Below are 21,515 nucleotides of genomic sequence, written 5' to 3'. Positions count from 1 at the left end.
CCTGTAGTCCGTGCCGCTCCGAAGGATGGGAACACCATGAGTAACCGTGCACTCCTGGAGGTGATCGCCCTCGACGCGGAGGACGCGGTCGCGGCGCAGGCGGGGGGTGCGGATCGTCTCGAACTGGTCACCGACATGGCGGCCGACGGACTGACGCCCTCGATCATGGACTTCGCGGCGATCCGGGACGCCGTCCGGATCCCGCTGCGCGTCATGCTCAGGGTCGCGGACGGGTTCGCGGCCGGTGACATCGACGTCCTCGTGGGTAAGGCCCGCGCGTTGCGCGCCGCGGGTGCCGAGGAGTTCGTCCTGGGCTTCCTCGACCAGGACGGTCACGCCGATCTGGTGGCCGTCGAGCGGCTGGTCGCCGAGCTGAACGGCTGCGCGTGGACCTTCCACCGCGCCATCGACCGCGCGACCGACCGCGACGTGCTGCGCAAGCACCTCGCCGACCTGCCGGGCCTCGACACCTACCTCACGGCGGGCTCGCCGAACGGTGTCGACGAGGGCATGGACACGCTGCTCGCCGAGGTGGCGCGCGCGGACCAGCCCGGCTACGAAGCCCGGATCATGGTGGGCGGCGGCCTGCGCCTCGACCATCTGCCGCGCCTGCGTGCCGCGGGCATCGACGCCTTCCACATCGGAAGCGCGGCGCGGCCCGGCGGCTGGAGCGGCCCGGTGGACGCCGACGCGGTACGCGAATGGCGTGCGGTGCTGGACAGCTGAAGGCCCCCGGGGCCGCGTCCAGGCGCCGGGGGCCGGTGGGGCGAACCCGGGCCGGGGGTCACGGCTCGGGCCCGGGGACGGATGCCCCACGGTCAGCGGTTCGGTCGGTGGATCCGACCGGTCAGTGGTTTCGTTCGGTCGGTGGATCCGACCGGTCAGTGGTTTCGTTCGGTCAGTGGTCCCGCTCGGTCGGTGGGTTCCGGGTCCGGGCGGTGGCTCTGTGCGGTCGGTGGGCTCCGGGTCCGGTCAGTGGCTCTGTCCGGCCTGCCGGCGGCGACGTCGGCTCTGGGCCACAGCTCCCGCGCCGAACGCCAGGGCGGCGCCGGTCAGGGAGATCGCCGTCGCGGCGGGCAGATAACCGGCCGACGAGTCCTGTGTGGAGGCCACCAGGCCGGCCTTGTCGGCCGCTACGGCGTCACCCGCGTGTGCGGCGTGGTCGGCGTGGGCCGGTGCGGCCTGGGTGCCGGACTTCTCCGCGGCCGCGGCGAGTTCCTCGCCCGACATCTGGCCGCCGCTCAGGCCGGTGACCTCTCCGTTCCCGCCGTCGAAGTCGACGTCGGAGCAGGAGTAGAAGTTCTCCTGGCTGTCGGAGCGGATCCAGTGGATGAAGATCATGTGCTTGCCGGACTTGCCCGCGGGGAGCTGGAGGTCCCAGTAGTAGTGGCCTCCGTCCGAGCCCGCACCGCCCACCTGCGGCGGGTTGTCCACGGTCTGGGTGAGCGTCAGGTCGTCCCACGCCAGGGGCTGGTCGGGCGACCAGCCGTCGTTGGTGATGTAGACGTTGAACTTGCCCGGGTGCGCGGCCCAGTTGCTGTACTGCACCTCGATGGTGGAGCCCGAGGTGAGATGCGTCGTCGGCCAGTCGTCACGGGCCGCGTTGTACGAGGTGAAGTCGTACGGGCCCTTGGTGCCGCCGCTGCACAGCTGGCCGTCGGGGATGTAACCGGCGGTCTGACCGCCGCCGTTGGAGTCCAGGACGCCGAACCAGTTGTACAGCGGTGTGGTGCCGGTCTCCGCGACCGCGGCGGCACAGGCCGGGTTGGACGGGGTCTGGTTGGAGCTCGCGACCATGTCCTGGTAGCAGAGGTAGGTGCGTGAGCCGGGCTCCATGGCGACGCCGTGGGCGGACGCGGGGGAGGGGAGCCCGGCCAGGGTGAGGGCCAGGAGGCCGGCTCCCAGGAAGCTCAGCGTGCGTGGGGTGCGCATCCGAGCTGTTCTTCGGATGACGTTTCGCATGGCCATGAGGTTGATCTCCTTCGGGATTCTCTGTTGGGGCAGATGACCCTGGTGACCCGCTCGTGCGCATGGAGCTGTGTGCCCCCGGGCAGTCCCTGGCCCGGCGGCCGACCTCTCGTCGGGTCGTGCGGATGGGGGGGAGCAGAGGCTTATGGGAGCGCTCCCATCAACGTAGCGCGCGCCGGGTGGTCTGTAAACGCCCGTGCAGCGCCTGCCTCAACTTCCCCGGAGGGGTGGGGCTTACGGCCCTCCCAAGCCCCAAGCCCCAAGCCCCAAGCCCCAAGCCCCAAGCCCCTAACCAACCCTCTGAGCCCGTGGCCCCTGAGCCCGTCCCCTACGCCAGCCTCTCCGGCAGAGGCGCCGCGTGCAGCACGATCAGGCCCGACACCGCACGGGTCAGCGCCACGTACAGCCGCCGCAGGCCCGTGCGTTCGTCGGGCTCGCCGTCGACCACGGCCGCCGGTTCGTCCAGCACCACGTAGTCGTACTCAAGGCCCTTGGCCAGCGAGGCCGGTACCAGGGTCAGCCGGGAGGCGGCCGTCGTCTCCTCACCGGGGGAGAGATGCCCGTGTCCGGCGGCGTCCAGTGCCGCCGCCAGTGCGGGTACGCGGGCATCGGCGGTGATCAGCCCGATCGAGCCCTCGTGGCGCAGCGACTCCTCGCACGCCGCGACCACCGCCGCGTCCAGCTCACCGGCCGTCGCCACCTCACGTACCGCGAGCGAACCGGGCGTCTCACGCACCGACTCCACAGGGGCGAGGCCGGGCGAGATCGCCGGAAGCAGCCGGGAGGCGTACGCGATCACCTCGCGCGGCACACGGAACCCGGCAGTGAGCTCCTCCACCAGCGCGTCCGTCTTGCCGAGATGGAACAGAGCCTGCTCCCAGCTCTCCGTCGACCAGGGTGTCGTCCCCTGCGCCAGGTCACCGAGCACCGTCGCCGAACCGGTCGAGCAGCGCCGGCCCACCGCGCGGTACTGCATCGGGGACAGGTCCTGCGCCTCGTCGATGACCACATGGCCCAGCGAGTGCGTGCGGGCCACCAGGTCGGCCGCCTCGTCGATCAGGACCGCGTCGGCCGCCGTCCACTTCGCCGACTTCACACTGCGGGCGGGCCTGGCCATCAGGATCTGCTTCTGCTCGTCGCCGGTGAGGATCCCCTCCGCGTGCGTGGCCAGGAACTCCGCGTCGGTCAGCAGCCGCAGCACGAGCTTCGTCGGATCCACCGCGGGCCAGACCGCCTTCACGGCGGCCTTCACCGCCGGATTGCGCGCCACCGCGCTCTGCACCCGGTCGTCCGGTGCCTCGCCCGCCTCCTCCATCCGTACGAGGACGGCGTGGGCGATCCGTTGCGGAAGCGCCTCGTGGGCGGCCCCGTACCGCATGTCGCGGGCCAGCAGCTCGGTGGTCATCTCCTCGACCTCGTACGCGGGAATCCTCCAGCGACGCGAGCCGCGCACCACCACGACCGGTTCCACCGGCGGTGTCACGTGCGAGCGGATCGCCCGCCGCAGGACCTCCGCCATCCGGGCGTCGCCCTTGATCACCGCCGCGCCGGACTCGTCCTGACCACGCACATCGACGCGCGCCGCCACCAGGTCCTCGACCGTCGCCTGTCGCACATCGAGCTCGCCGAGCGCGGGCAGGACCTGCTCGATGTAGTGGAGGAACGACCGGTTCGGGCCGACGACGAGCGTGCCGGTGCGGGCGAGGCGCTCGCGGTGCGCGTACAGGAGGTACGCGACACGGTGCAGACCGACAGCTGTCTTGCCGGTCCCCGGACCGCCCTGGACACACACCGTTCCGCCGAGGTCACTGCGGACGATCTCGTCCTGCTCCGGCTGGATCGTCGCCACGATGTCACGCATCGGACCGACACGGGGCCGCTCGATCTCCGTCTGGAGGAGGTTGCTGGTCTGCTCTGTCTCCGCGGGGTCGGTGAGGTGCTCGTCCTCGTACGCGGTCAGCTCACCGCCGGTGTAACCGAAGCGCCGCCGGCGGTCGACGTCCAGCGGGTTGTTCCTGGACGCCTGGTAGAAGGGCTGGGAGACCGGCGCGCGCCAGTCGATGACCATCGGATCGCCATGGGCATCGTGGACATGGCGGCGCCCGATGTAGAACTGCTCTCCCTCCGAACCCTCCGCCTTCTCGGCGCCGACCTCGTGCAGATAGTCGAGGCGCCCGAAGAACAGCGGGGTGTGGGCGAGGTCGGCGAGCGCCTTGATGCGGTCGTCCATCTGCGCTTGGAGGACTGCGGCGTTGACCCAGTTCGCTGTGACGTCGCGGATATCGAGTGCCTGCACGTCCTCACGCATGGCGCGCAGCGCGGCACGGGACGCGGCGAGATGCTCCCGCTCCCTGACCAGTGGATTGCTTGACTCTTCGTGCGCGGGCACGGTGTTGCCTCCGGCTTTTCGACGCAGGACGGCGGACAGGGCTCACCGCCCGGTCCGCTCGGGGACGTTCACACACAGATGCGCACGCGGGTGGGGTGCGTGCGGCTGTTGTCGGCCGGTTTCCGTCCGGTCGGCGGCGCTCCCCCGGCTGCCGGCCGCTCGAAGGGCTGGCCGGTACCACGGTGCGGGAGGCGGGCAGACCGGCGATTGTATCGACCGTCGCCGCCGGAGGCGAACGAATTGATCGTGGCCTCCACCGTCCGGCGCCAATTACCGGTCGGCGGACCCGTCCTGCTCCGACTCCTGGAAGTCGACGACGGCTTCGCCGTGCAGGGTCGCCCACTCCGTCAGGGCGGCGATGGGCACCACGAGCGTCCGGCCGAGGTCGGTCAGGTTGTACTCGATGCGCGCGGGCGCATCGGTGTACGCGTGCCGCTCGACGAGGCCGTAGCCCTGGAGCCTGCGCAGCGTCTGGGTGAGGACCTTGCGTGAGATGCCGCCGATGAGGGTGACGAGCTCACCGTGGCGACACGGCCGCCGGCTGAGTGCGAAGACCACGACCACGGCCCACTTGTCGGTGATGATCTCGATCGCCAGCCGGGCCGGGCAATCGGCGAGGAAGACATCTCCGGCCGGGTGAGTCATGGAGGGGAAGGTACCAGGAGGTACCTGCCGGCTCAGTAATTTCGTCTGTGTGCGGCAGAGCAGCGCGGAGCTGAGCAGTGCACCAGCACAGCAGCCGGCAGAACAGCACGCATCAACGCGCCACCGCACACACAGCACCCCACGGACAGCACCCCATGGACAGAAGGACGGTTCACCCCATGCCACGCGTAGTCGTATTCGACGAGACCGGTGCCCCTGACGTCCTGCACATCGTCGATGAACCGGTCGTCGGGCCCGCCGCCGGCGAGGTGCGGATCAAGATCGAGGCCATCGGCGTCAACCGGCTCGACCAGATGATGCGTACCGGCCACTACCCCGGGCCCTTCCGCCTGCCCCACGCCCGGCTGGGCTGCGAAGGGACCGGCATCATCGACGCCGTGGGCCCCGGAGTCGAGGGCCATGCGGTCGGTGACGCGGTGATCATCACCGCGGTCCCCGAGATGGACCTCAACGGCACCTACGCCGAATACGTCACCGTGCCGGCCGGCACCGCCATCGCCCGGCCCGCCGGACTGGACGCCACCGCGGCCGCGGCTCTGTGGGTGGCGTACTCCACGGCGTACGGCGCGCTGATCGAGAAGGCCGGGATGCGGCCCGGCGACCATGTCCTGATCACCGCGGCCTCCAGCTCCGTCGGCCTGGCCGCCATCCAGGTGGCCCGCCAGATCGGCGCCGTGCCCCTGGCGGTCACCCGGCGCAGTGCGAAGAAGGACGGCCTGCTGGCCGCCGGAGCCGCCGCCGTCATCGCCACCGACGAGGAGGACGTGGCCGAGGCCACCCACCGGCACACCGGAGGGGCCGGCGCCGACATCATCCTGGACTCGGTCATGGGGCCGGGACTGGCCGATCTGGTCAAGGCGGCGGAGCCAGGCGGGACTCTGGTGACCGTCGGCCGGCTGGACGGCCGGCCCGCGCCGTTCCCGATGGCAGGGCCCCGCACCATCCTTCGTCACGCCAGCTTCGAGCACACGCTCAACCCCACGGTGGTGCGCCGTATCGCGGCGTTCCTGGACGCAGGACTGCGCACCGGCGTGCTGCGGCCCACCGTCGACACGGTGTTCGGCCTCGACGACATCGTCGACGCGCACCGGCACCTGGAGGAGGGCCACCAGATCGGCAAGATCGTCGTCACCGTGTGAACGGGATGCGTCCCTCCCCCGTAGGGGACCGCGTGCAACTTTAGGCCGATAGGAACGCACGGGACTTTAGACCCATGGGCCGATGCAGTGACACGGGGGCCCGGAGCACCATGGATACATGAGCAGCGTTTACCTGAACCCCCGCAGGACCGGCCCGGCACACGGCGCGACCGCGGCCACCGGTCAACCGCAGAGCCACCGTATGGGGAACGCGGTGCGCGCCGTATCGGTCTTCGCGCGCGCCGCGTTCGGTGTGGCCGTACTCGGGGAGTACGAGGAGGAGGCGGGCATCGTCCGCCGCCACCACTGACCCAGGACGCCCCCGTCCCGTCAGCTCTCCGGACTCTCCGGGCTCCCCGCGAGCAGCTCGTCCGCATCGACGATCCGGTACGCGTATCCCTGCTCGGCCAGGAACCGCTGGCGGTGGGCCGCGAAGTCCTGGTCGATCGTGTCGCGGGCGACCACCGAATAGAACCGCGCCTCGTGCCCGTCAGCCTTCGGCCTGAGCACCCGGCCGAGCCGCTGCGCCTCCTCCTGGCGTGAGCCGAACGTCCCCGACACCTGGATGGCGACCGTCGCCTCCGGCAGGTCGATCGAGAAGTTCGCGACCTTCGACACGACCAGCACGCTGATCTCGCCCTGACGGAACGCCTCGAACAGCTTCTCCCGCTGCGCATTGCTCGTCTCGCCCTTGATCACCGGGGCGTCCAGATGCTCACCGAGCTCATCGAGCTGGTCGATGTACTGCCCGATGACGAGGGTCTGCTCGCCCTGGTGCCTGCGTACGAGCGCCTCGGTGACCTTCCGCTTCGTCGCGGTCGTCGCGCAGAACCGGTACTTCTCCTCGGCCTCCGCCGTCGCGTAGGCGAGGCGTTCCGTGTCCGTCAGATTGACCCTGACCTCGACGCAGTCGGCGGGCGCGATGTAGCCCTGCGCCTCGATCTCCTTCCACGGGGCGTCGAACCGCTTGGGCCCGATGAGCGAGAAGACGTCCGACTCCCGCCCGTCCTCACGCACCAGCGTCGCGGTGAGCCCGAGGCGCCGTCGGGCCTGGAGGTCGGCGGTGAACTTGAAGACGGGAGCGGGCAGCAGGTGCACCTCGTCGTAGATCACGAGACCCCAGTCCCGCGAGTCGAACAGCTCCAGGTGCGGGTAGATCCCCTTACGGCGAGTGGTCAGCACCTGGTACGTGGCGATGGTGACCGGCCGGATCTCCTTGCGCGTACCGCTGTACTCGCCGATCTCCTCCTCGGTCAGCGAGGTCCGCTTCACCAGCTCGTGCTTCCACTGCCGGGCGGACACGGTGTTGGTGACCAGGATCAGCGTGGTCGCCTTGGCCTCGGCCATGGCACCGGCCCCGACCAGGGTCTTGCCCGCGCCGCAGGGGAGGACCACGACGCCCGAGCCGCCGTGCCAGAAGCCTTCGACCGCCTGCTTCTGGTACGGACGCAGCGACCAGCTCTCCTGGTCGAGCTCGATCGGGTGCGCCTCGCCGTCGACGTACCCGGCGAGGTCCTCGGCGGGCCAGCCCAGCTTCAGCAGCGTCTGCTTGATCTGGCCGCGCTCGGAGGGGTGCACGGCCACGGTGTCCGGGTCGAGGCGCGCCCCGACCAGCGGCTGGACCTTCTTGGAGCGGAGGATCTCCTCCAGCACGGGCCGGTCGTTGGACGTCAGCACAAGACCGTGGACGGGGTGCTTGGACAGGGTGAGACGGCCGTACCGTGCCATCGTCTCGGCGATGTCGACGAGGAGCGCGTGCGGCACGGGGTAGCGCGAGTACTCCACGAGGGCATCGACGACCTGCTCGGCGTCGTGCCCCGCGGCGCGGGCGTTCCACAGGCCGAGCGGAGTCACCCGGTAGGTGTGGATGTGCTCGGGGGCACGCTCCAGCTCGGCGAAGGGTGCGATGGCACGGCGGCAGGCCTCGGCCTGGTCGTGGTCGACTTCGAGGAGCAGCGTCTTGTCGCTCTGGACGATGAGGGGTCCGGTCACGCGTCGGCCCTTTCCTGTTCCTACGGGGTGGCTGCCCGGGTGCGAACGGCCAAACATCCAGTGTGCCGCATCGGAGGGCGCGGCAGGGAAGGCCCGTGCGTGAGGGACGGTACAGAGGACGAGAGGACGTGCCGTGGCACCCGGACGATCACCCGGGCGCCACGGCATGGACACCTCACGTCACGTTCCGCTCAGGCAGTCTTCCTTGACGCTGATCCGGAACGGGGCGGTCTGGGTCGTCGTGCCGTCCGAGGCCCACATCTGGGCGATGTACTCGCCGACCGGGGCCGGAGCGATCGATATGTGGCCGAAGCCGAGGAACTTGCCGCTGGGGTTCAGCTCGCCGGGGTGGATCGTGCCGCCGTTACTGAACGAGCCCGACGGCAGCTCCCGGATCTCATGATCGATGGGGCTCTCCGAGCTTCCCGTGACGGAGGCGATGTAGTAGGTGTTCGGCCACCCACGCTCGGGGGTGACGCATATCCGCTGTTCCGCCTGACTCAGGGTCCAGGTCGCCGTCGCGTCGGCCGCCGAGGCCTGCACCGCGCCGGACAGTGTCATCACACATGCTGCGGACAGAGCGAACAGTAAGCCGGTCCCACGCTGGGCTGATCTCATCAATACCTCCTGGTCATGTGCACATGAGGAGCTACCGGATGTCTACCGGTCGGTACCGACCTGGCAGCCATTTCGAGGAGTGTCACCCAGCGGGTGGCCACTGACAAGGCGCGATGCCGCCGTAGCGTGGAGGGATGGACGGAGCGGAAGTGGCGGGGCGGGTGCCGGACCCCGACGACCCGGGCTTCCCGGCCCACCACGCGGCCAGGTGTGCCGGCCTGGGGGAGCTGGACGCGCTGGTCACGCACTGCCGCGCCTGCCCCCGGCTGGTGGCGTGGCGGGAGGAGACCGCCGAGGTCAAGCGGGCGGCCTTCCAGGACTGGGACTACTGGGCGCGGCCCGTCCCCGGTTTCGGTCCGCCGGACGCCGCGGTGGCGGTGGTCGGGCTCGCGCCCGCCGCGCACGGCGGCAACAGGACCGGCCGGATGTTCACAGGTGACGCGACCGGCGACTTCCTCTTCGCCGCACTCCACACCCTGGGCCTCGCCTCGCAGCCGACCGCGGTCAGCGCCGACGACGGGCTCACCCTGCACGGTGTCCGCCTCACCTCTCCCGTGCACTGCGCACCTCCCGCCAACAAGCCCACCCCTCAGGAGCGCGACACCTGCCGGCCGTGGCTGGCCGCCGAGCTCGACCTGCTGAGCCCGGGGCTGCGCGCGGTGGTGGTCCTCGGCGGATTCGGCTGGCAGGCGGTGCTCCCGGTACTCGCCGACGCGGGCTGGGAGATCCCACGCCCGCGTCCCGCCTTCGGCCACGGAGCGCATGTCGTCCTGCCCGCCACCGAGCGCAGGCAGGAGCTGCACCTGCTGGGCAGCTATCACCCGAGCCAGCGCAACACGTTCACGGGCAAGCTCACCATGCCCATGCTCATCGACGTGCTCCGGGAGGCGGCCACGGCCGGCGGCCTCCCCGTTCCGGCGCAGCCCCCGCCCCTTTCACGTGGGAGTTACGGACGTCGATATCCGGCATAACGGGCGGATGGGTGTCCGTAAACCCCCCGCCGAAGGGACGGGGGCCGTCGTTATGGTGCTTGGGTGTCCGGGAGGTCCGCCACGCCTGTGATGCGGTGCAGGGGATACGTCCTGACCTCGTCCGCCGTGTGGTCGTACGCCGTCACGAAGCCGCCCTCCACCTTGACCGGCGCGATCACCCGCTGGCTCGCCGCGCCGTCCGCGTTGACGTAGCCGATCCAGACGGCCGAGCCGGTCATCGCCGCCGCCTGCACCGTGGCCAGTGTCTCGGCCGGGGTCGTGCGGGGGAGTGAGCCCGCGGTGGCCGTGTCCCGGGCGTCCGGGTCCCTGCGGACGGCCCTGGCGGCCGTGTCGCCGGCCCGGATGGCCCGGACGGCGGCGCTCAGCAGGGTGGTGTCCGGGACCGGCGGGCCCTCGGGTACGGGGACGGGAGGGGTACGCGGCGGGGTGCGCCGGGCGCCGGCGCGGGTGATCAGGACGTCGCCGTCGGCGGATTCGGCGGCGGGGGCGTACCCCATCTCGCGCAGCCCGTCGAGGAGTGAGCCCGGGTCGGCCTGCGCGGCCAGGACGGTCGGTGCCAGCCGGCGCAGCCGCAGGGTGGCCGAGCGCTTGTCGGCGAGGATCTCGTTGAGCACGGCCTCGTCGTCGCAGCGTACGTAGGCGGAGGCGGCGCCGATCCGCAGATGGCCGTGGCGGCGCGCCACATCGTCGATGAGGTAGCTCAGCGGCTGCGGCACCGGTGTGCGGCTGTGGGTGGCGAGGAAGGCGTGCAGGTCCGTCGCGGCCCGCCCGGCGTCGAGTGCGCGGCGTACGGAGCCCGGGGTGAAGCGGTAGACCGTCGCGCCGCCCTTGGACTCGATGTCGGCGAGCACCGAGAGCGTGTCGGCGAGCGGGCGTTCCAGCGGGCCGGGGGCGACGGCCGTCAGGTCGGCCTGGAGCAGCACGTGGTCCAGGGGTTCGGGGATCAGCGGGGCGAGGAGGGCGGCGGCGGCATCCGGGCCCTCGTCGAGCAGGGCGCGGGCCTGGGAGGAGAGGGCTCCGCGGCCGGTGATCCCGAGCTGCTCCGCGTCGTTGACCGTCCACAGGGCGATCCGGGAGCGGAGGTCGGAGGGTGTGGTGGTGGGGTCGCTGCCGCTCTGGGGCGTCGTGGGTGTGGTTGCTCCGCCGCCGCCGCTCGGTACCGGGGTGCGTAGCGGGCGTTCCCAGCGGAGCCGGGCCAGGAGGGACTGCGGGTCGGGCGCGGTGCCCGGAGGGAGCGAGGCGAACAGGGCCAGTACCCGGCGGCGTACCTCGGGTGCGGCCGAGCGGTCGAGGTCGGGGCCGAGTGTGGACAGGGCCCGGCCCTTGGCGTCCTGGCCGCCGATGAGGCCCGCGGTGCGGGTGGCGGCGAGCCAGGCGGTGGCGAGGTGGGTCCAGCGGTCCTGGGCGGGGAGGTCGAGCCAGTCGTCGGAGGCGGGTGTCGGGGCGTACCGCTCGTCGGTCTCACCGTCGGGGGCCAGCAGGCCTGCGGCGTAGGCGAGTTCGATCCAGAAGGCGGCGACGGGCTCAGGGACGTCGAGCGCGACGGCTGCGCGCTTCAGCTCGCGGACGCTCAGGCCGCCCGCGCGGAGGATGGCCGGGCCGCCGTTGTTCCAGAGCTTGAGGAGTTCCTCGACGGTGGACAGAGCCGTGAAGCCCTGGCCCGCCGCCGCTCTGTCCACAGCCTGGGGATCCCGCTCGGCCGCGGTCACGAGCGCCGGGGGTACGGGTTCGGGTGTGCGGTGGGCGCGGCCCGCGCGCAGGTGCAGTGCCGCCTCGCGTGGCAGGACGACGGTGCGCGTGGACACGGGCAGCAACAGCCCGCGGTCGCGCAGCCATTGCACGGGAGGGGCGGGATTCGGGGTGACCTCGCCGTAGGGCGGGCCCCAGACCAGCCGGTCGAGCACGGCCAGCGCCTCGACGGGAGCCGTGTCCAGCAGCTCCGCCATCCTGGCCCGGTCCGTGAAGAGCCCGGCCAGCGCGGTCACGGCGGACACCGGGTCGTGCGTCGCCGGCAGCCCGGCGGTGGTCAGGATCTCCTGCAGCCTGCCGGGCGACATGCCGGCCGTGGCCTCGGCGACGGTCGGGCCGAGGCCGGTGGGGGAGGGGTGCTGCGGGGAGGGGGAGAGCAGCTCGCGTGCGGTGCGTACGAGGTGCAGTCCGGTGTCCTCGCCCCAGACCAGGGCCTGTTCGCGCAGGGTGGTGAGGGCGGCGGGCAGCGCGGCGGTGATCGCGGCGCCCGCGTCGTCGCGCCCGTCGCCGTCGTCCTGGCCGTCGCCGGTGAGGAGCGCGAGCAGCGTGTCGTAGGGGGCGGGGTCCGGCGCCACCGCCAGTGCCTCGGCCGTCTGAAGGGCGAAGCGGTCGAGGTGCTCCAGGGCGCGTACGACGGAGGCACGCGTGCCGGCCCGCGTCGCCAGCTGGGTGATGTCGTTCGGCACGGGACTGAGCAGGTCGGGGCGGGCACGCAGCAGCCCCGCCAGCGATTCGTCGCCCCGGGCGCGCAGAGCTTCGGCGAGCGTGCGCGGTGGTGTGGTCGTCCCCATCCGTCCCACGGTAGCCCCTGGAACGCTACCGTCGGGGCAGGGCCGGTGGAGGGAGAACGATCGCGTGGGCATCGAGAGCGACCAGCTTGTCTACGACTATCTCAGCCGGGTCGGTGACTTGGCGCAGCAGCAACAGCTGTCGTCGGGCGCCCGGATGAGGCTCGTGGCGACGCTCCGGGGTGAGATCGACCGACAGCGTGGCACGGACGGCTCGGACTCTCCCGCCGTGGTCCGGCGCATCATCGGCAGGCTCGGAGCCCCGGGTGAACTCGTGGCCGCTGCGGCCGAGTCGGGCGACGGGACGGTGCCGCTGCCGTCGCCGCGGGCGAACGCGGCCAAGGGTGCGGCGGAATCGGGCGGGGTGCCCCGGGCGCGGCGGGGAGTGCTCAGGAAAGCCGCTTTCCGCAAGGGCGCGTCGTCGGGGGAGAGCACGAAGGACAGTACGAAGAGCGGCGCGCAGGACGGTGCGAGGAGCGGCGCGCAGGACGGTGCGAAGAGCGGGACGCAGGGCGGTGCGAAGAGCGGCGCGCGGGACAGTGCGAGGGAGGCCGCCAAGGGGGGCGCGTGGGGGCGTGCCAAGAAAGGGGCCGGGGGTGCGACGGCGGACTCGGATGTCGGTGCGGGGCCCGCGCCCGACTGGCCGGCGGCTTCCGCGCCGCACATGGCGGGCCTGGACCAGGCGCCGTCCGGGGCCCAGCCCGAGTGGTGGCGGATCGAGCCCGGGCCCTTCGGTGAAGGCGGGCAGGACGGCCAGGGCGCGCAGGGCATGCCCGGGGTCATGGGGGCCGGTACCGCAGTACCGGGGTTCGTGGGCGGACTGGAGAGCCCCGAGCTGTTCGGGCTGCCGGGCACTCCAAGGACCCCAGGTCCCCGCGCGCCGGTCGAGGCCGATGAGCCCGGATCGGCCGAGGGGGCCGAGGAGGAGGACGGGGAGGAGCTGGGGGAGGACATCGCGGCGGGCTCCCGGCGGCGGTGGATTCCGCGGTTGCGGCGGGGCGGAGGGGGCGGCGACGCGGTTGCGCGGCCCCGGCTCTCGAACCCGTTGCTGCTGCTGGCCGCCGCGCTGCTCGTGGCGGGCGCTGTGTTCGGGGCGTGGCTGGCGCTCGCGGGCGGCTGGCTGCTGGCGTACAGCTCACGCAAGTTCTCGCGGGCCGAGGCCAAGTGGGTCGCGATGGGCCTGCCGGGTGTGGTCGTGGCCGGGGCCTTCGTCTGGCTGTGGGGGCGCCTGGAGGGCCGCTGGGGCGAACCCATCGCTGAGGGCACCCTGGGCGACGCGGTCGCGGACGTCTGGCCCGTGGTGGTGCGGGTGGCCGCGGTGGCGTCGGCGTTGTACCTGGTGTGGAGGGCGCGCAGGCTGTCGGAGTGAGAGCGCGCAGGCCGTCGCGATGAGGGCGCGCAGGCCGTCGCGGTGAGACGCGTGCGGGGCGTGGCGCGCGGGTGAGCGGGGAGGGAGTGTACGTTCGTACATCCCAGGGGTTACGATCGTACGCATGCCGACGGACTACTTCGCCAACGATCCGCGCACCAACCTCGAGCGCATGCTCGCGGGCGACCTCTACATCGCCGACGATCCGGACATCGCCGAGCGGCAGCAGCGGGCGATGCGCCTCGCCGCCCGCTTCCAGGCCGCGCACACCGAGGACGCCGACGCCGCCAGGGAGATCCTGGCCGAGCTGCTGGGTTCCATGGGCGAAGGCGTCGATCTGCGACCCCCGCTGTACGTCGACTACGGCAGCAACATCACCATCGGGGCCCGCACCTTCGTCAACTACCACCTCACCGCACTGGACGTCGCGCGCATCACCATCGGCGAGGACTGCCAGATCGGCCCGAACGTCCAGCTCCTCACGCCCACCCACCCCGTGGAGCCGGGGCCCCGCCGCGACAAGCTGGAAGCCGCGCTCCCCATCACCATCGGTGACAACGTCTGGCTCGGCGGCGGCGTCATCGTGTGCCCCGGGGTGAGCATCGGCGACAACTCCGTGATCGGTGCGGGAGCCGTGGTCACGAAGGACGTTCCCGCCGACGTCGTCGCCGTGGGCAACCCCGCCCGCGTCATCCGCGGCGTCTGACCGGGGCTGCCCCGTGGCCACCGGACGTACGGACCCGCAGCGGCGCGAACGCATCCTCGCCGCCACGCTCGACCACATCGCCGAGGAGGGCGTCGCCGGTGTCTCGCACCGGAAGATCGCCACGCGCGCCGATGTCCCGCTGGGCTCGATGACGTATCACTTCGACGGCATGGACGACCTGTTGATGGAGGCCTTCACTCGGTTCGCCGACCAGTTCGTGGCGGTCTTCGAGCAGTATCTGGGCCGGGCCGGCACCCTCGAAGAGGCCCGTGAGGCCGTCGTCGACCTCATCCATGTGCTCTCCGAAGGTCCCCGCAGGGAGCTCGTCCTCACCCAGGAGCTCTACACGCTGGCCGCGCGGCGTGATGAGTACCGCGAGCTCACCCATGCGTGGATGAACCGCAGCCGCCGCCTGCTCGAACAGCACTTCGACCCGGACACGGCCCGTCAGCTGGACGCGCTGATCGAGGGCGTGGCCCTGCACCGTTCCCTCGACACCGAGCCGCAGGGCCGCGAGCTGACGAAGCTGGCGGTCCTGCGGATGACCTCGGGTGTCTGAGCCGTGTGCCAGAGTCTTCCCATGCTCGAGATCACGGTGGAGACGGAGCGCGGGGAGCGGCATGTCCGTATGTCCGCGGGAGAACTGGCCGGGCTGGTCGGGAGGATCGGTGGTGACGGTGACCGCTTCCTCGTGGTCCAGCGGATACCCGACCTGCCGGACCAGTTCGCCCAGGTGTGGCACGAGGCGGGCGGCGACTACACCCTGGAGTACCGCGACGGCGCCGCCGACCGGCACTACGAGGCGCGCATCGACCGGCCCGAGGACGTGAGCGCCGCGCTGACCGGCTGGGCCGGCCGTACGGACGGCTGGGAGGCCGGTCCGGCCTGGTCGCTGCTGGAGATGGACCCGGCCCCCGAGGTGCCCCCGCTCGACCTCGACGACGACGAACGCGACACGCTGGAGAATCGCCTGCGCGAGGTGCTGGCCGGTGGCTACACCACGCGCGACGAACTGGCCGAGCTCGCCGAGGACTACCTGGTCACGGAGGACCGCAGGCCCGTCTCACGGCAGCAGGCGGCGGCGCTGGCCGACCGCCTGTGGCTGGAGCGCGTCGAGGAGCAGACCCGCTGGCAGGGCGAGACCGACCCCGAGCGGCTCACCCGCGCGTTCACCGCTCTGGACGACGCCGGGATCACGGCCCGCGAGCACTTCTCCTGCTGCCGTCACTGCGGGCAGTCCGAGATCGGCGCCGAGGCCCGGCCCGGCGCCCGCGGCTACGTCTACTTCCACACCCAGTGCACGGACTCCGCCGCGACCGGCCACGGGCTGCCCCTGCACTACGGCGGCTTCGACGACTCCGCGGGGACCACCGTCGCCGTCGGCCGCGAGATCGTCGCCGCCCTGGAGGCGGCCGGTCTGCATACCGAGTGGGACGAGGACCCCGCCCGGGTCATCAGCGTCACCCCGCTGGACTGGCGCCGCCGTCTGGTCGGCTGAGGCCGGCCCCCGAACCGCCTGTGGGGCGCGGACCTGACACCGTGCCCCACAGGCTTCAGCCCCTACTTCGTCAGGTCCGCCTCGAGCTCGTCGAGGATCTCGTCCGCCGCCGTGTAGCCGATGCCCTGGACCCACAGCTCGTCGTCGACGGGGAACACCTGGCCGGCCTTGACCGCGGCCATGTTCTTCCACAGGCCGCTGCCGACCGTCTGTGTCTCCTTGGACTTCTTCGCGTCCCCGTACGTCGAGTGGAAGATGACGTCAGCGTCCGCCTGGTCGATCTTCTCCGGGCTGACGTCGTACGAGAAGCCGTCCTTCGCCTTGTCCACGATCGAGGGCCTGCCGAGACCGACGTCGGCGAGGATCGTCGCGATGTAGTTCTCGCGGCCGTAGATGCGGATGTCGGCGCCCTCGACGAACCGCACCAGGTTGACCTCGGTGGCCGCCGCCTTCTTCGTGCCGCCGAGCGCCTCGGTGACCTCACCGACGTGCGTGTCGTACGCGGCGATGGCCTTCTCGGCGGCCGGGACCTTGCCGAGCGCGTTGGCGTGGATCTGGAAGTTGTCCTTCCAGGGGTAGCCCGTGTTCTCCGTCATGACCGTCGGCGCGATCTTCGAGAGCTCGTCGTACATGGCGCCGTGGCGGATCTTGCTCGTGAGGATCAGGTCCGGTTCGAGCGCCGCGATGGCCTCCAGATTCGGCGTCATCATCTCGCCGACGTCCTTGATGCCCGCGACCTCGTCCTTCGGCAGGTAGCTCAGATAGCCCGACTCGGTGCCGGTGTGCGTGGCGCCGACCGGCTTGACGCCGAGGGTGAGGGCGGAGTCCAGCTCGGCGGTGTCCAGGACGACGACCCGCTTCGGGGCGACGGGGACCTGGATGTTGCCCATGGCCGTGGCGACCGTGTGCGTCTTGCCGCCCGACGAGCCGGAGGAGCCGGAACCGGAACCCGAACCGGAGTCGGACGAGCCGCAGGAGGTGAGCGCCAGCGCCACGGCCACGGCCAGCGAGCCGGTGACGAGCGGACGAGCCGTAGAAGGTGAGGGCATGTCAGAGAGCCTTTCCGGAGGGGGAAGGGGAGGGAAGCGTGGGGCTCCGGGGCGGGCCCGGCACGACGAGCGGTGAGCCGGTGACCGGGTCCGGGATGATGACGGCCTCCAGACCGAAGACCTCGCGTACGAGTCCGGCGGTGACGACGTCCCCCGGCGGCCCCTCGGCGACGATGCGGCCCGCCTTCATCGCGATGAGGTGATCGGCGTACCTGGCGGCCTGGTTGAGGTCGTGCAGGACGGTGACGACGGTCCGTCCGCGGCTGCCGTCCGCCGCCGGGGCGGCGAGCCTGCGCACCAGGTCCAGGACCTCGACCTGGTGCGCGATGTCGAGATACGTCGTCGGTTCGTCGAGCAGCAGCAGGTCCGTGTCCTGCGCGAGCGCCATCGCGATCCACACCCGCTGGCGCTGGCCCCCGGACAGTTCGTCCACCGGCCGGTCGCCGAGCGCGGTGATGTCCGTGCGCTCCATGGCGTCCGTCACCGCGCGTTCGTCGGCGTCCGACCACTGCTGCCACCAGCGCTGATGGGGCTGACGGCCACGGGCGACGAGGTCGGAGACGGTGATCGCTTCGGGTGCCACGGGCGTCTGCGGGAGCAGCCCGACCGACCGGGCGATGGTGCGTGTGGGGATGCGCGACAGCTGCGTACCGTCCAGGAGCACCGACCCGCCGGCCGGTTTCAGCAGCCGGCCGAGAGCGCGCAGGGTCGTCGACTTGCCGCAGGCGTTGGGGCCGACGATGACCGTCACGCATCCGTCGGGCACGGCCAGGTCCAGCTCGTGCACGACGGTGCGGTCGTCGTAGGCGAGGGTCAGGGCGTGCGCCGTGAGCCTGGAGGGCGTCGCGGTGTCCATGGGGCGGGTGGTGCTCATGCGTTGCCTCCCGTGCGGCCGCCGTGGCCGTGGATGATCAGCCAGATCAGATACGGGGCGCCGACCGCCGCCGTCAGCACGCCCACCGGGAGTTCGGTGGGGGAGAAGAGCCTGCGGGCCAGCAGGTCCGCGATGACGACGATCAGGGCGCCGAGCAGGGCCGAGCACAGCAGCGGGATCTGCGCCGTACGCGTCATCCTCCGGGCGATCTGCGGGGCGAGCAGCGCCACGAAGTCGACCGGTCCCGCCGTGCCCGTCGCCACGGACGCCAGGATCACCCCGAGGGCGACGAGACCCAGCCGTACGCGCCCGAGGCGTACGCCCAGGGCGGTCGCGGTGTCGTCGTCCAGCGAGACGGTGCGCTGTGCGCGTGCCGCCCACAGCACGGCGGGGAGCAGGACGAGGAGTGTCCAGCCGATCGGGGCGGCCTCGTCCCAGCCGCGGCCGTTGAGCGAGCCGGTCATCCAGATCTGTGCCTGCTGGGCGACCAGGTAGTCGCCCTTCGTCAGGAACAGGGTCGTCACCGACCGCAGGGCGACCGCGAAGCCGATCCCGATGAGGACGAAGCGGGTCGCGTGGAGGCCGCCGCGCCACGCGAAGACATACACGAGCGCGGCGGCCGCGATGCCGCCGGCGATGGAGAGGAGGGGCAGGACGGTGCCCGAGGTGAGGCCGAAGGTCAGCGCGCCGACGGTGAGGGCGCCCGCACCCTGGCTGACGCCGATGATGTCGGGGCTGGCGAGCGGGTTGCGGGCGACGGTCTGGATCAGCGCACCGGCGATCCCGAAGGCCGCGCCGACGAGCAGCCCGACGACCATGCGGGGCAGCCGCAGGGTACCCACGACCAGTTCGGCCGGTGACGGCCTGCCGAGCACGACCTTCACGGCCTCGGCGGGTGCCACGAAGCTCTCGCCGACGCAGAGGTAGGCGACGCAGGCCGCCGCGAGCAGCAGGGCGAGGGTGAGGGCGACGAGGCCCGCCCGGCGGTGGAGCAGGAAGCCGGCCCGCTTCCCGAGCCGCAGGACCTGGTAGCCGGCGGGGCGGACCGGGGTCCGTACGGCCGGCGCCGTGTCCGTGGTCACGCGGGCACCGCCTTCCGGCGTACGAGGGCGACGAGGAACGGCACACCGATCAGGGCCGTCATCACCCCTGCGGGGACCTCGCCCGGCGGGAAGAGGATCCGGCCGACGACATCGGAGACCAGGAGCATCACGGGCCCTACGAGGGCGGCCATCGGCAGCAGCCAGCGGTGGTCACCGCCCACGATCGCGCGGGCGATGTGCGGGACGGCGAGGCCGACGAAGGCGATCGGTCCGGCCGCCGCGACGCCCGCGCCGGTGAGCACGGTGGCGCCGATGCCGCCGACGATGCGGACGGCGGCGACGTTCTGCCCGAGGCCCTTCGCGACGTCGTCGCCGAGCGCCAGTGCGTCCAGACCGCGGGCCACGGACACCACGAGGACGGCGCCGATCAGCAGGAACGGCCAGATCCGCTGGGCTACCAGGTCCTCGCGGCCGGCGATCGAGCCCACCTGCCAGAACCGGAACTCGTCGAGCGCCGCCGCGTCGGTGGTGAGCACGGCCATGGTCACCGACACCAGCAGCGCGTTGACGGCGGCTCCGCCCAGCGCCAGCTTCACGGGTGTCGCGCCGCCACGGCCCCGGGAGGCGATGGCGTACACGGCGACGGAGGCGACGCCGGCCCCCACGAAGGCGAACCACACATAGCCGGTGAAGGTGTGGATCCCGGCGTAGGCGATGGCCAGGACGACGGCCACCGAAGCGCCCTGGCTGATCCCGAGGATCCCCGGGTCGGCGATGGGGTTACGGGTGATGCCCTGGAGCACGGTGCCGGCGAGGGCGAGCGCGGCGCCGACCATCAGGCCGGTCACGGTGCGCGGCACCCGCATCTGCCGGATCACCTCGGCGGCGTCCGAGTGCCCGCCGTGCAGCAGGGCGTCCAGGACCGCCGACGGCGCGATGGTCCGCGCTCCCACGGCGAGGCTGAGCAGGACGGCGAGCAGCAGGGCGACGACTGCGGCGGCGGTCGCCGTCGCGCGTCGGGACAGGCGGGGAGCGGCAGCTGCCATCGGAACCAATCGGGTGAACGAGGATCGGGGGCGTGGGCCCCGGGCGGACACGAAGTAAGGCTTGGCTAAGTCTATGGGTGACCTGTGGGTCCGTCAGGGCTTCCGGATGTTGGGCGGCAGGCCGGCCCGGTCCGGGTACTCGGCACAATGGGGCTCATGCCCACACACGCTCCGACGGTCGGCTTCGACCTCGATATGACGCTCATCGACTCGCGGCCCGGCATCAGGGCCGCCTACGAGGTACTGGCCGCCGAGACCGGTGTGTACATCGACACCGACCTGGTCGTCAGCCGGCTCGGGCCGCCCCTGGAGGAGGAGATGGCGCACTGGTTCCCCGCCGATGAGATAGCCGCGGTCTGCGACCGGTACCGCGCGCTCTACCCGGAGACGGCGATCACCGGGACGACCGCGCTCGCCGGCGCCCGGGAGGCCGTCGAGGCCGTCCAGGCGCTCGGCGGACGGGCGATGGTCGTCACCGCCAAGTACCAGCCGAACGCCAAGCTCCACCTCGACCACCTCGGCATAGCGGCCGATCTGCTGATCGGCGGGCTCTGGGCCGAGGGGAAGGCGGAAGCGCTCCTGGAGCACGGTGCGCGGATCTACGTCGGCGACCACACCGGGGACGTACGGGGCGCACGCGCCGCGAACGCCCTGTCGGTGGGGGTCACCACCGGTCCGTGCGACGAGCAGGAGCTGCGGGAGGCCGGAGCCGATGTGATCCTGCCGGACCTCACGGCGTTTCCCGCCTGGCTGCGGACCTTCGTGGCGGGGTGAAACCCACCGGGCCGGCCGAGGGCCGCTACCTCGCCGCGGCGCGCTTCGGGGAGCTCTTCCACACGGACCGCACCACCCCGGCGGCCGCGATCAGGAAGCCGAGACCCATGAGCATGCACACCGCGTAGGCGATGGACGGGAACGGGTCGGTGCCCAGGAACAGTGGGGCCACAGTGACCAGTGTGGCCAGTGCGCCGATGAAGAAGACGATCGCGCCGACCTGTACGAGCCGGTCGCCTGCGCCGGAAGGAGTAGTACTCACCCGGTCAGGGTAGTTCCCAGCTCGACGGCACCGTTCAGTGCCGTCTTGTGTACGGAGCCTGGGCCATTAGCCTGGGGCATGGCGGGTCTCGGACCCGCTGTACTGCTATCCGGAGCCGTTTCGCGGTTCCCCCGCGCACCGACGAGGACGAGGACGAGGACAGACGTGCCCACGGGTAAGGTCAAATGGTTCAATTCGGAAAAAGGCTTCGGCTTTCTTTCGCGTGACGACGGCGCCGACGTCTTCGTCCACTCCTCCGTCCTCCCGGCAGGCGTCGAAGCGCTGAAGCCCGGTCAGCGCGTCGAATTCGGCGTGGTCGCCGGCCAGCGCGGTGACCAGGCCCTTTCCGTGGCGATTCTCGACCCGACGCCGTCCGTCGCCGCCGCGCAGCGGCGCCGGCCCGACGAGCTGGCCTCGATCGTGCAGGACCTCACGACGGTGCTGGAGAACATCACGCCGATGCTGGAGCGGGGCCGCTACCCCGACAAGGCGGCGGGAGCGCAGATCGCCGGCCTGCTGAGGGCGGTCGCCGACCAGCTCGACGTCTGAGACCGGTCAGGCCGGCGCCCGGAGCCGGCGCCTGGTGTCAGCGC

General features: G+C 71.8%; 21 protein-coding genes. 10 read left to right on the top strand and 11 right to left on the bottom strand.

The window, feature by feature from the left end:
* Positions 1-36 precede the first annotated feature (36 nt).
* Entirely contained in the window at positions 37-726 is a 690-nt protein-coding gene (locus tag OG623_RS14775; RefSeq protein ID WP_406146914.1) for a copper homeostasis protein CutC, read from the top strand.
* 246 nt (positions 727-972) lie between these two features.
* Here OG623_RS14775 and OG623_RS14770 read toward each other — a convergent pair whose 3' ends face one another.
* The 3 genes from OG623_RS14770 to OG623_RS14760 form a co-directional block, all read right to left on the bottom strand.
* Positions 973-1,932 (bottom strand): lytic polysaccharide monooxygenase, encoded by a 960-nt coding sequence (locus tag OG623_RS14770; protein WP_406146913.1) that lies wholly within the window; start codon positions 1,930-1,932, stop codon positions 973-975.
* A gap of 364 nt (positions 1,933-2,296) precedes the next feature.
* Complete coding sequence (locus OG623_RS14765; protein WP_406146911.1) at positions 2,297-4,357, bottom strand: HelD family protein; 2,061 nt, start codon at positions 4,355-4,357, stop codon at positions 2,297-2,299.
* Positions 4,358-4,627: 270 nt separating this feature from the next.
* Positions 4,628-5,002: a winged helix-turn-helix transcriptional regulator gene (locus OG623_RS14760; protein WP_406146910.1), complete on the bottom strand. Its 375-nt coding sequence runs from the start codon at positions 5,000-5,002 to the stop codon at positions 4,628-4,630.
* Positions 5,003-5,181: 179 nt separating this feature from the next.
* Here OG623_RS14760 and OG623_RS14755 point away from each other — a divergent pair, with 179 nt between their 5' ends.
* Entirely contained in the window at positions 5,182-6,162 is a 981-nt protein-coding gene (locus OG623_RS14755) for a zinc-dependent alcohol dehydrogenase family protein (RefSeq protein ID WP_406146909.1), read from the top strand.
* 118 nt (positions 6,163-6,280) lie between these two features.
* Positions 6,281-6,472: a hypothetical protein gene (locus tag OG623_RS14750; RefSeq protein ID WP_406146908.1), complete on the top strand. Its 192-nt coding sequence runs from the start codon at positions 6,281-6,283 to the stop codon at positions 6,470-6,472.
* A gap of 20 nt (positions 6,473-6,492) precedes the next feature.
* Here the strand turns inward: OG623_RS14750 and OG623_RS14745 are convergent, their stop codons facing one another.
* Positions 6,493-8,154: a DNA repair helicase XPB gene (locus OG623_RS14745; protein WP_406146907.1), complete on the bottom strand. Its 1,662-nt coding sequence runs from the start codon at positions 8,152-8,154 to the stop codon at positions 6,493-6,495.
* Between the two features lie 180 nt (positions 8,155-8,334).
* Complete coding sequence (locus OG623_RS14740) at positions 8,335-8,715, bottom strand: DUF5980 family protein (RefSeq protein ID WP_406151824.1); 381 nt, start codon at positions 8,713-8,715, stop codon at positions 8,335-8,337.
* Between the two features lie 191 nt (positions 8,716-8,906).
* Between OG623_RS14740 and OG623_RS14735 the strand changes: the two genes are divergently transcribed.
* Entirely contained in the window at positions 8,907-9,743 is an 837-nt protein-coding gene (locus tag OG623_RS14735; protein ID WP_406146906.1) for a uracil-DNA glycosylase, read from the top strand.
* Between the two features lie 50 nt (positions 9,744-9,793).
* Here the strand turns inward: OG623_RS14735 and OG623_RS14730 are convergent, their stop codons facing one another.
* The gene (locus OG623_RS14730) at positions 9,794-12,304 is read right to left on the bottom strand and encodes a helicase-associated domain-containing protein (protein WP_406146905.1); all 2,511 of its coding nucleotides are present in this window, start codon (positions 12,302-12,304) and stop codon (positions 9,794-9,796) included.
* A gap of 64 nt (positions 12,305-12,368) precedes the next feature.
* On the opposite strand from OG623_RS14730, the gene OG623_RS14725 reads away from it, so the two are divergent.
* The 4 genes from OG623_RS14725 to OG623_RS14710 all read left to right on the top strand — a co-directional run bounded on the left by OG623_RS14725 (position 12,369) and on the right by OG623_RS14710 (position 15,874).
* The gene (locus OG623_RS14725; RefSeq protein WP_406146903.1) at positions 12,369-13,670 is read left to right on the top strand and encodes a hypothetical protein; all 1,302 of its coding nucleotides are present in this window, start codon (positions 12,369-12,371) and stop codon (positions 13,668-13,670) included.
* Between the two features lie 124 nt (positions 13,671-13,794).
* Positions 13,795-14,376 (top strand): sugar O-acetyltransferase, encoded by a 582-nt coding sequence (locus OG623_RS14720; RefSeq protein WP_406146901.1) that lies wholly within the window; start codon positions 13,795-13,797, stop codon positions 14,374-14,376.
* Positions 14,377-14,389: 13 nt separating this feature from the next.
* Complete coding sequence (locus tag OG623_RS14715) at positions 14,390-14,935, top strand: TetR/AcrR family transcriptional regulator (protein WP_406146899.1); 546 nt, start codon at positions 14,390-14,392, stop codon at positions 14,933-14,935.
* A 21-nt stretch (positions 14,936-14,956) separates the two neighbouring features.
* On the top strand, positions 14,957-15,874 hold the full coding sequence (locus tag OG623_RS14710) for a DUF6891 domain-containing protein (protein WP_406146898.1): 918 nt from the start codon (positions 14,957-14,959) through the stop codon (positions 15,872-15,874).
* 62 nt (positions 15,875-15,936) lie between these two features.
* Here OG623_RS14710 and OG623_RS14705 read toward each other — a convergent pair whose 3' ends face one another.
* Genes OG623_RS14705 through OG623_RS14690 form a run of 4 tightly spaced genes read right to left on the bottom strand, consistent with a single transcriptional unit; the run spans position 15,937 to position 19,886 of the window.
* Positions 15,937-16,923 (bottom strand): ABC transporter substrate-binding protein, encoded by a 987-nt coding sequence (locus OG623_RS14705; protein ID WP_406146896.1) that lies wholly within the window; start codon positions 16,921-16,923, stop codon positions 15,937-15,939.
* 1 nt (position 16,924) lies between these two features.
* Positions 16,925-17,797, bottom strand: a complete 873-nt coding sequence (locus OG623_RS14700; RefSeq protein ID WP_406146895.1) for an ABC transporter ATP-binding protein — start codon at positions 17,795-17,797, stop codon at positions 16,925-16,927.
* A complete protein-coding gene (locus OG623_RS14695) occupies positions 17,794-18,879 on the bottom strand; it encodes a FecCD family ABC transporter permease (RefSeq protein WP_406146893.1) in 1,086 nt (361 codons plus the stop codon). The genes OG623_RS14700 and OG623_RS14695 overlap by 4 nt, the downstream gene beginning before the upstream one ends.
* On the bottom strand, positions 18,876-19,886 hold the full coding sequence (locus OG623_RS14690; RefSeq protein ID WP_406146892.1) for a FecCD family ABC transporter permease: 1,011 nt from the start codon (positions 19,884-19,886) through the stop codon (positions 18,876-18,878). The genes OG623_RS14695 and OG623_RS14690 overlap by 4 nt, the downstream gene beginning before the upstream one ends.
* A 156-nt stretch (positions 19,887-20,042) precedes the next feature.
* Between OG623_RS14690 and OG623_RS14685 the strand changes: the two genes are divergently transcribed.
* Positions 20,043-20,660 carry an HAD family hydrolase gene (locus tag OG623_RS14685; RefSeq protein WP_406146890.1) on the top strand — a complete coding sequence of 206 codons (618 nt, stop codon included), beginning with the start codon at positions 20,043-20,045 and terminating at the stop codon, positions 20,658-20,660.
* A gap of 25 nt (positions 20,661-20,685) precedes the next feature.
* Here OG623_RS14685 and OG623_RS14680 read toward each other — a convergent pair whose 3' ends face one another.
* A complete protein-coding gene (locus OG623_RS14680) occupies positions 20,686-20,922 on the bottom strand; it encodes a hypothetical protein (protein ID WP_362893081.1) in 237 nt (78 codons plus the stop codon).
* 165 nt (positions 20,923-21,087) lie between these two features.
* Between OG623_RS14680 and OG623_RS14675 the strand changes: the two genes are divergently transcribed.
* The gene (locus OG623_RS14675; protein WP_406146888.1) at positions 21,088-21,471 is read left to right on the top strand and encodes a cold-shock protein; all 384 of its coding nucleotides are present in this window, start codon (positions 21,088-21,090) and stop codon (positions 21,469-21,471) included.
* Positions 21,472-21,515: the final 44 nt, after the last annotated feature.

Origin of the sequence: Streptomyces sp. NBC_01012, from assembly GCF_045162755.1 — a bacterium.
Taxonomy (GTDB): Bacteria; Actinomycetota; Actinomycetes; order Streptomycetales; family Streptomycetaceae; genus Streptomyces.
Note: the sequence above shows the minus strand (reverse complement) of the source record. Positions and strands in the feature narration are given on the sequence as shown.

Bases quoted from the DNA above. Each gene is read 5' to 3' on its own strand.
- OG623_RS14775 (WP_406146914.1), top strand. From the start codon at position 37: ATGAGTAACCGTGCACTCCTGGAGGTGATCGCCCTCGACGCGGAGGAC.
- OG623_RS14730 (WP_406146905.1), bottom strand. From the start codon at position 12,304: ATGGGGACGACCACACCACCGCGCACGCTCGCCGAAGCTCTGCGCGCC.
- OG623_RS14760 (WP_406146910.1), bottom strand. From the start codon at position 5,002: ATGACTCACCCGGCCGGAGATGTCTTCCTCGCCGATTGCCCGGCCCGG.
- OG623_RS14750 (WP_406146908.1), top strand. From the start codon at position 6,281: ATGAGCAGCGTTTACCTGAACCCCCGCAGGACCGGCCCGGCACACGGC.
- OG623_RS14735 (WP_406146906.1), top strand. From the start codon at position 8,907: ATGGACGGAGCGGAAGTGGCGGGGCGGGTGCCGGACCCCGACGACCCG.
- OG623_RS14690 (WP_406146892.1), bottom strand. From the start codon at position 19,886: ATGGCAGCTGCCGCTCCCCGCCTGTCCCGACGCGCGACGGCGACCGCC.
- OG623_RS14705 (WP_406146896.1), bottom strand. From the start codon at position 16,923: ATGCCCTCACCTTCTACGGCTCGTCCGCTCGTCACCGGCTCGCTGGCC.
- OG623_RS14770 (WP_406146913.1), bottom strand. From the start codon at position 1,932: ATGCGCACCCCACGCACGCTGAGCTTCCTGGGAGCCGGCCTCCTGGCC.
- OG623_RS14710 (WP_406146898.1), top strand. From the start codon at position 14,957: ATGCTCGAGATCACGGTGGAGACGGAGCGCGGGGAGCGGCATGTCCGT.
- OG623_RS14755 (WP_406146909.1), top strand. From the start codon at position 5,182: ATGCCACGCGTAGTCGTATTCGACGAGACCGGTGCCCCTGACGTCCTG.
- OG623_RS14740 (WP_406151824.1), bottom strand. From the start codon at position 8,715: ATGACACTGTCCGGCGCGGTGCAGGCCTCGGCGGCCGACGCGACGGCG.
- OG623_RS14700 (WP_406146895.1), bottom strand. From the start codon at position 17,797: ATGAGCACCACCCGCCCCATGGACACCGCGACGCCCTCCAGGCTCACG.
- OG623_RS14720 (WP_406146901.1), top strand. From the start codon at position 13,795: ATGCCGACGGACTACTTCGCCAACGATCCGCGCACCAACCTCGAGCGC.
- OG623_RS14685 (WP_406146890.1), top strand. From the start codon at position 20,043: ATGCCCACACACGCTCCGACGGTCGGCTTCGACCTCGATATGACGCTC.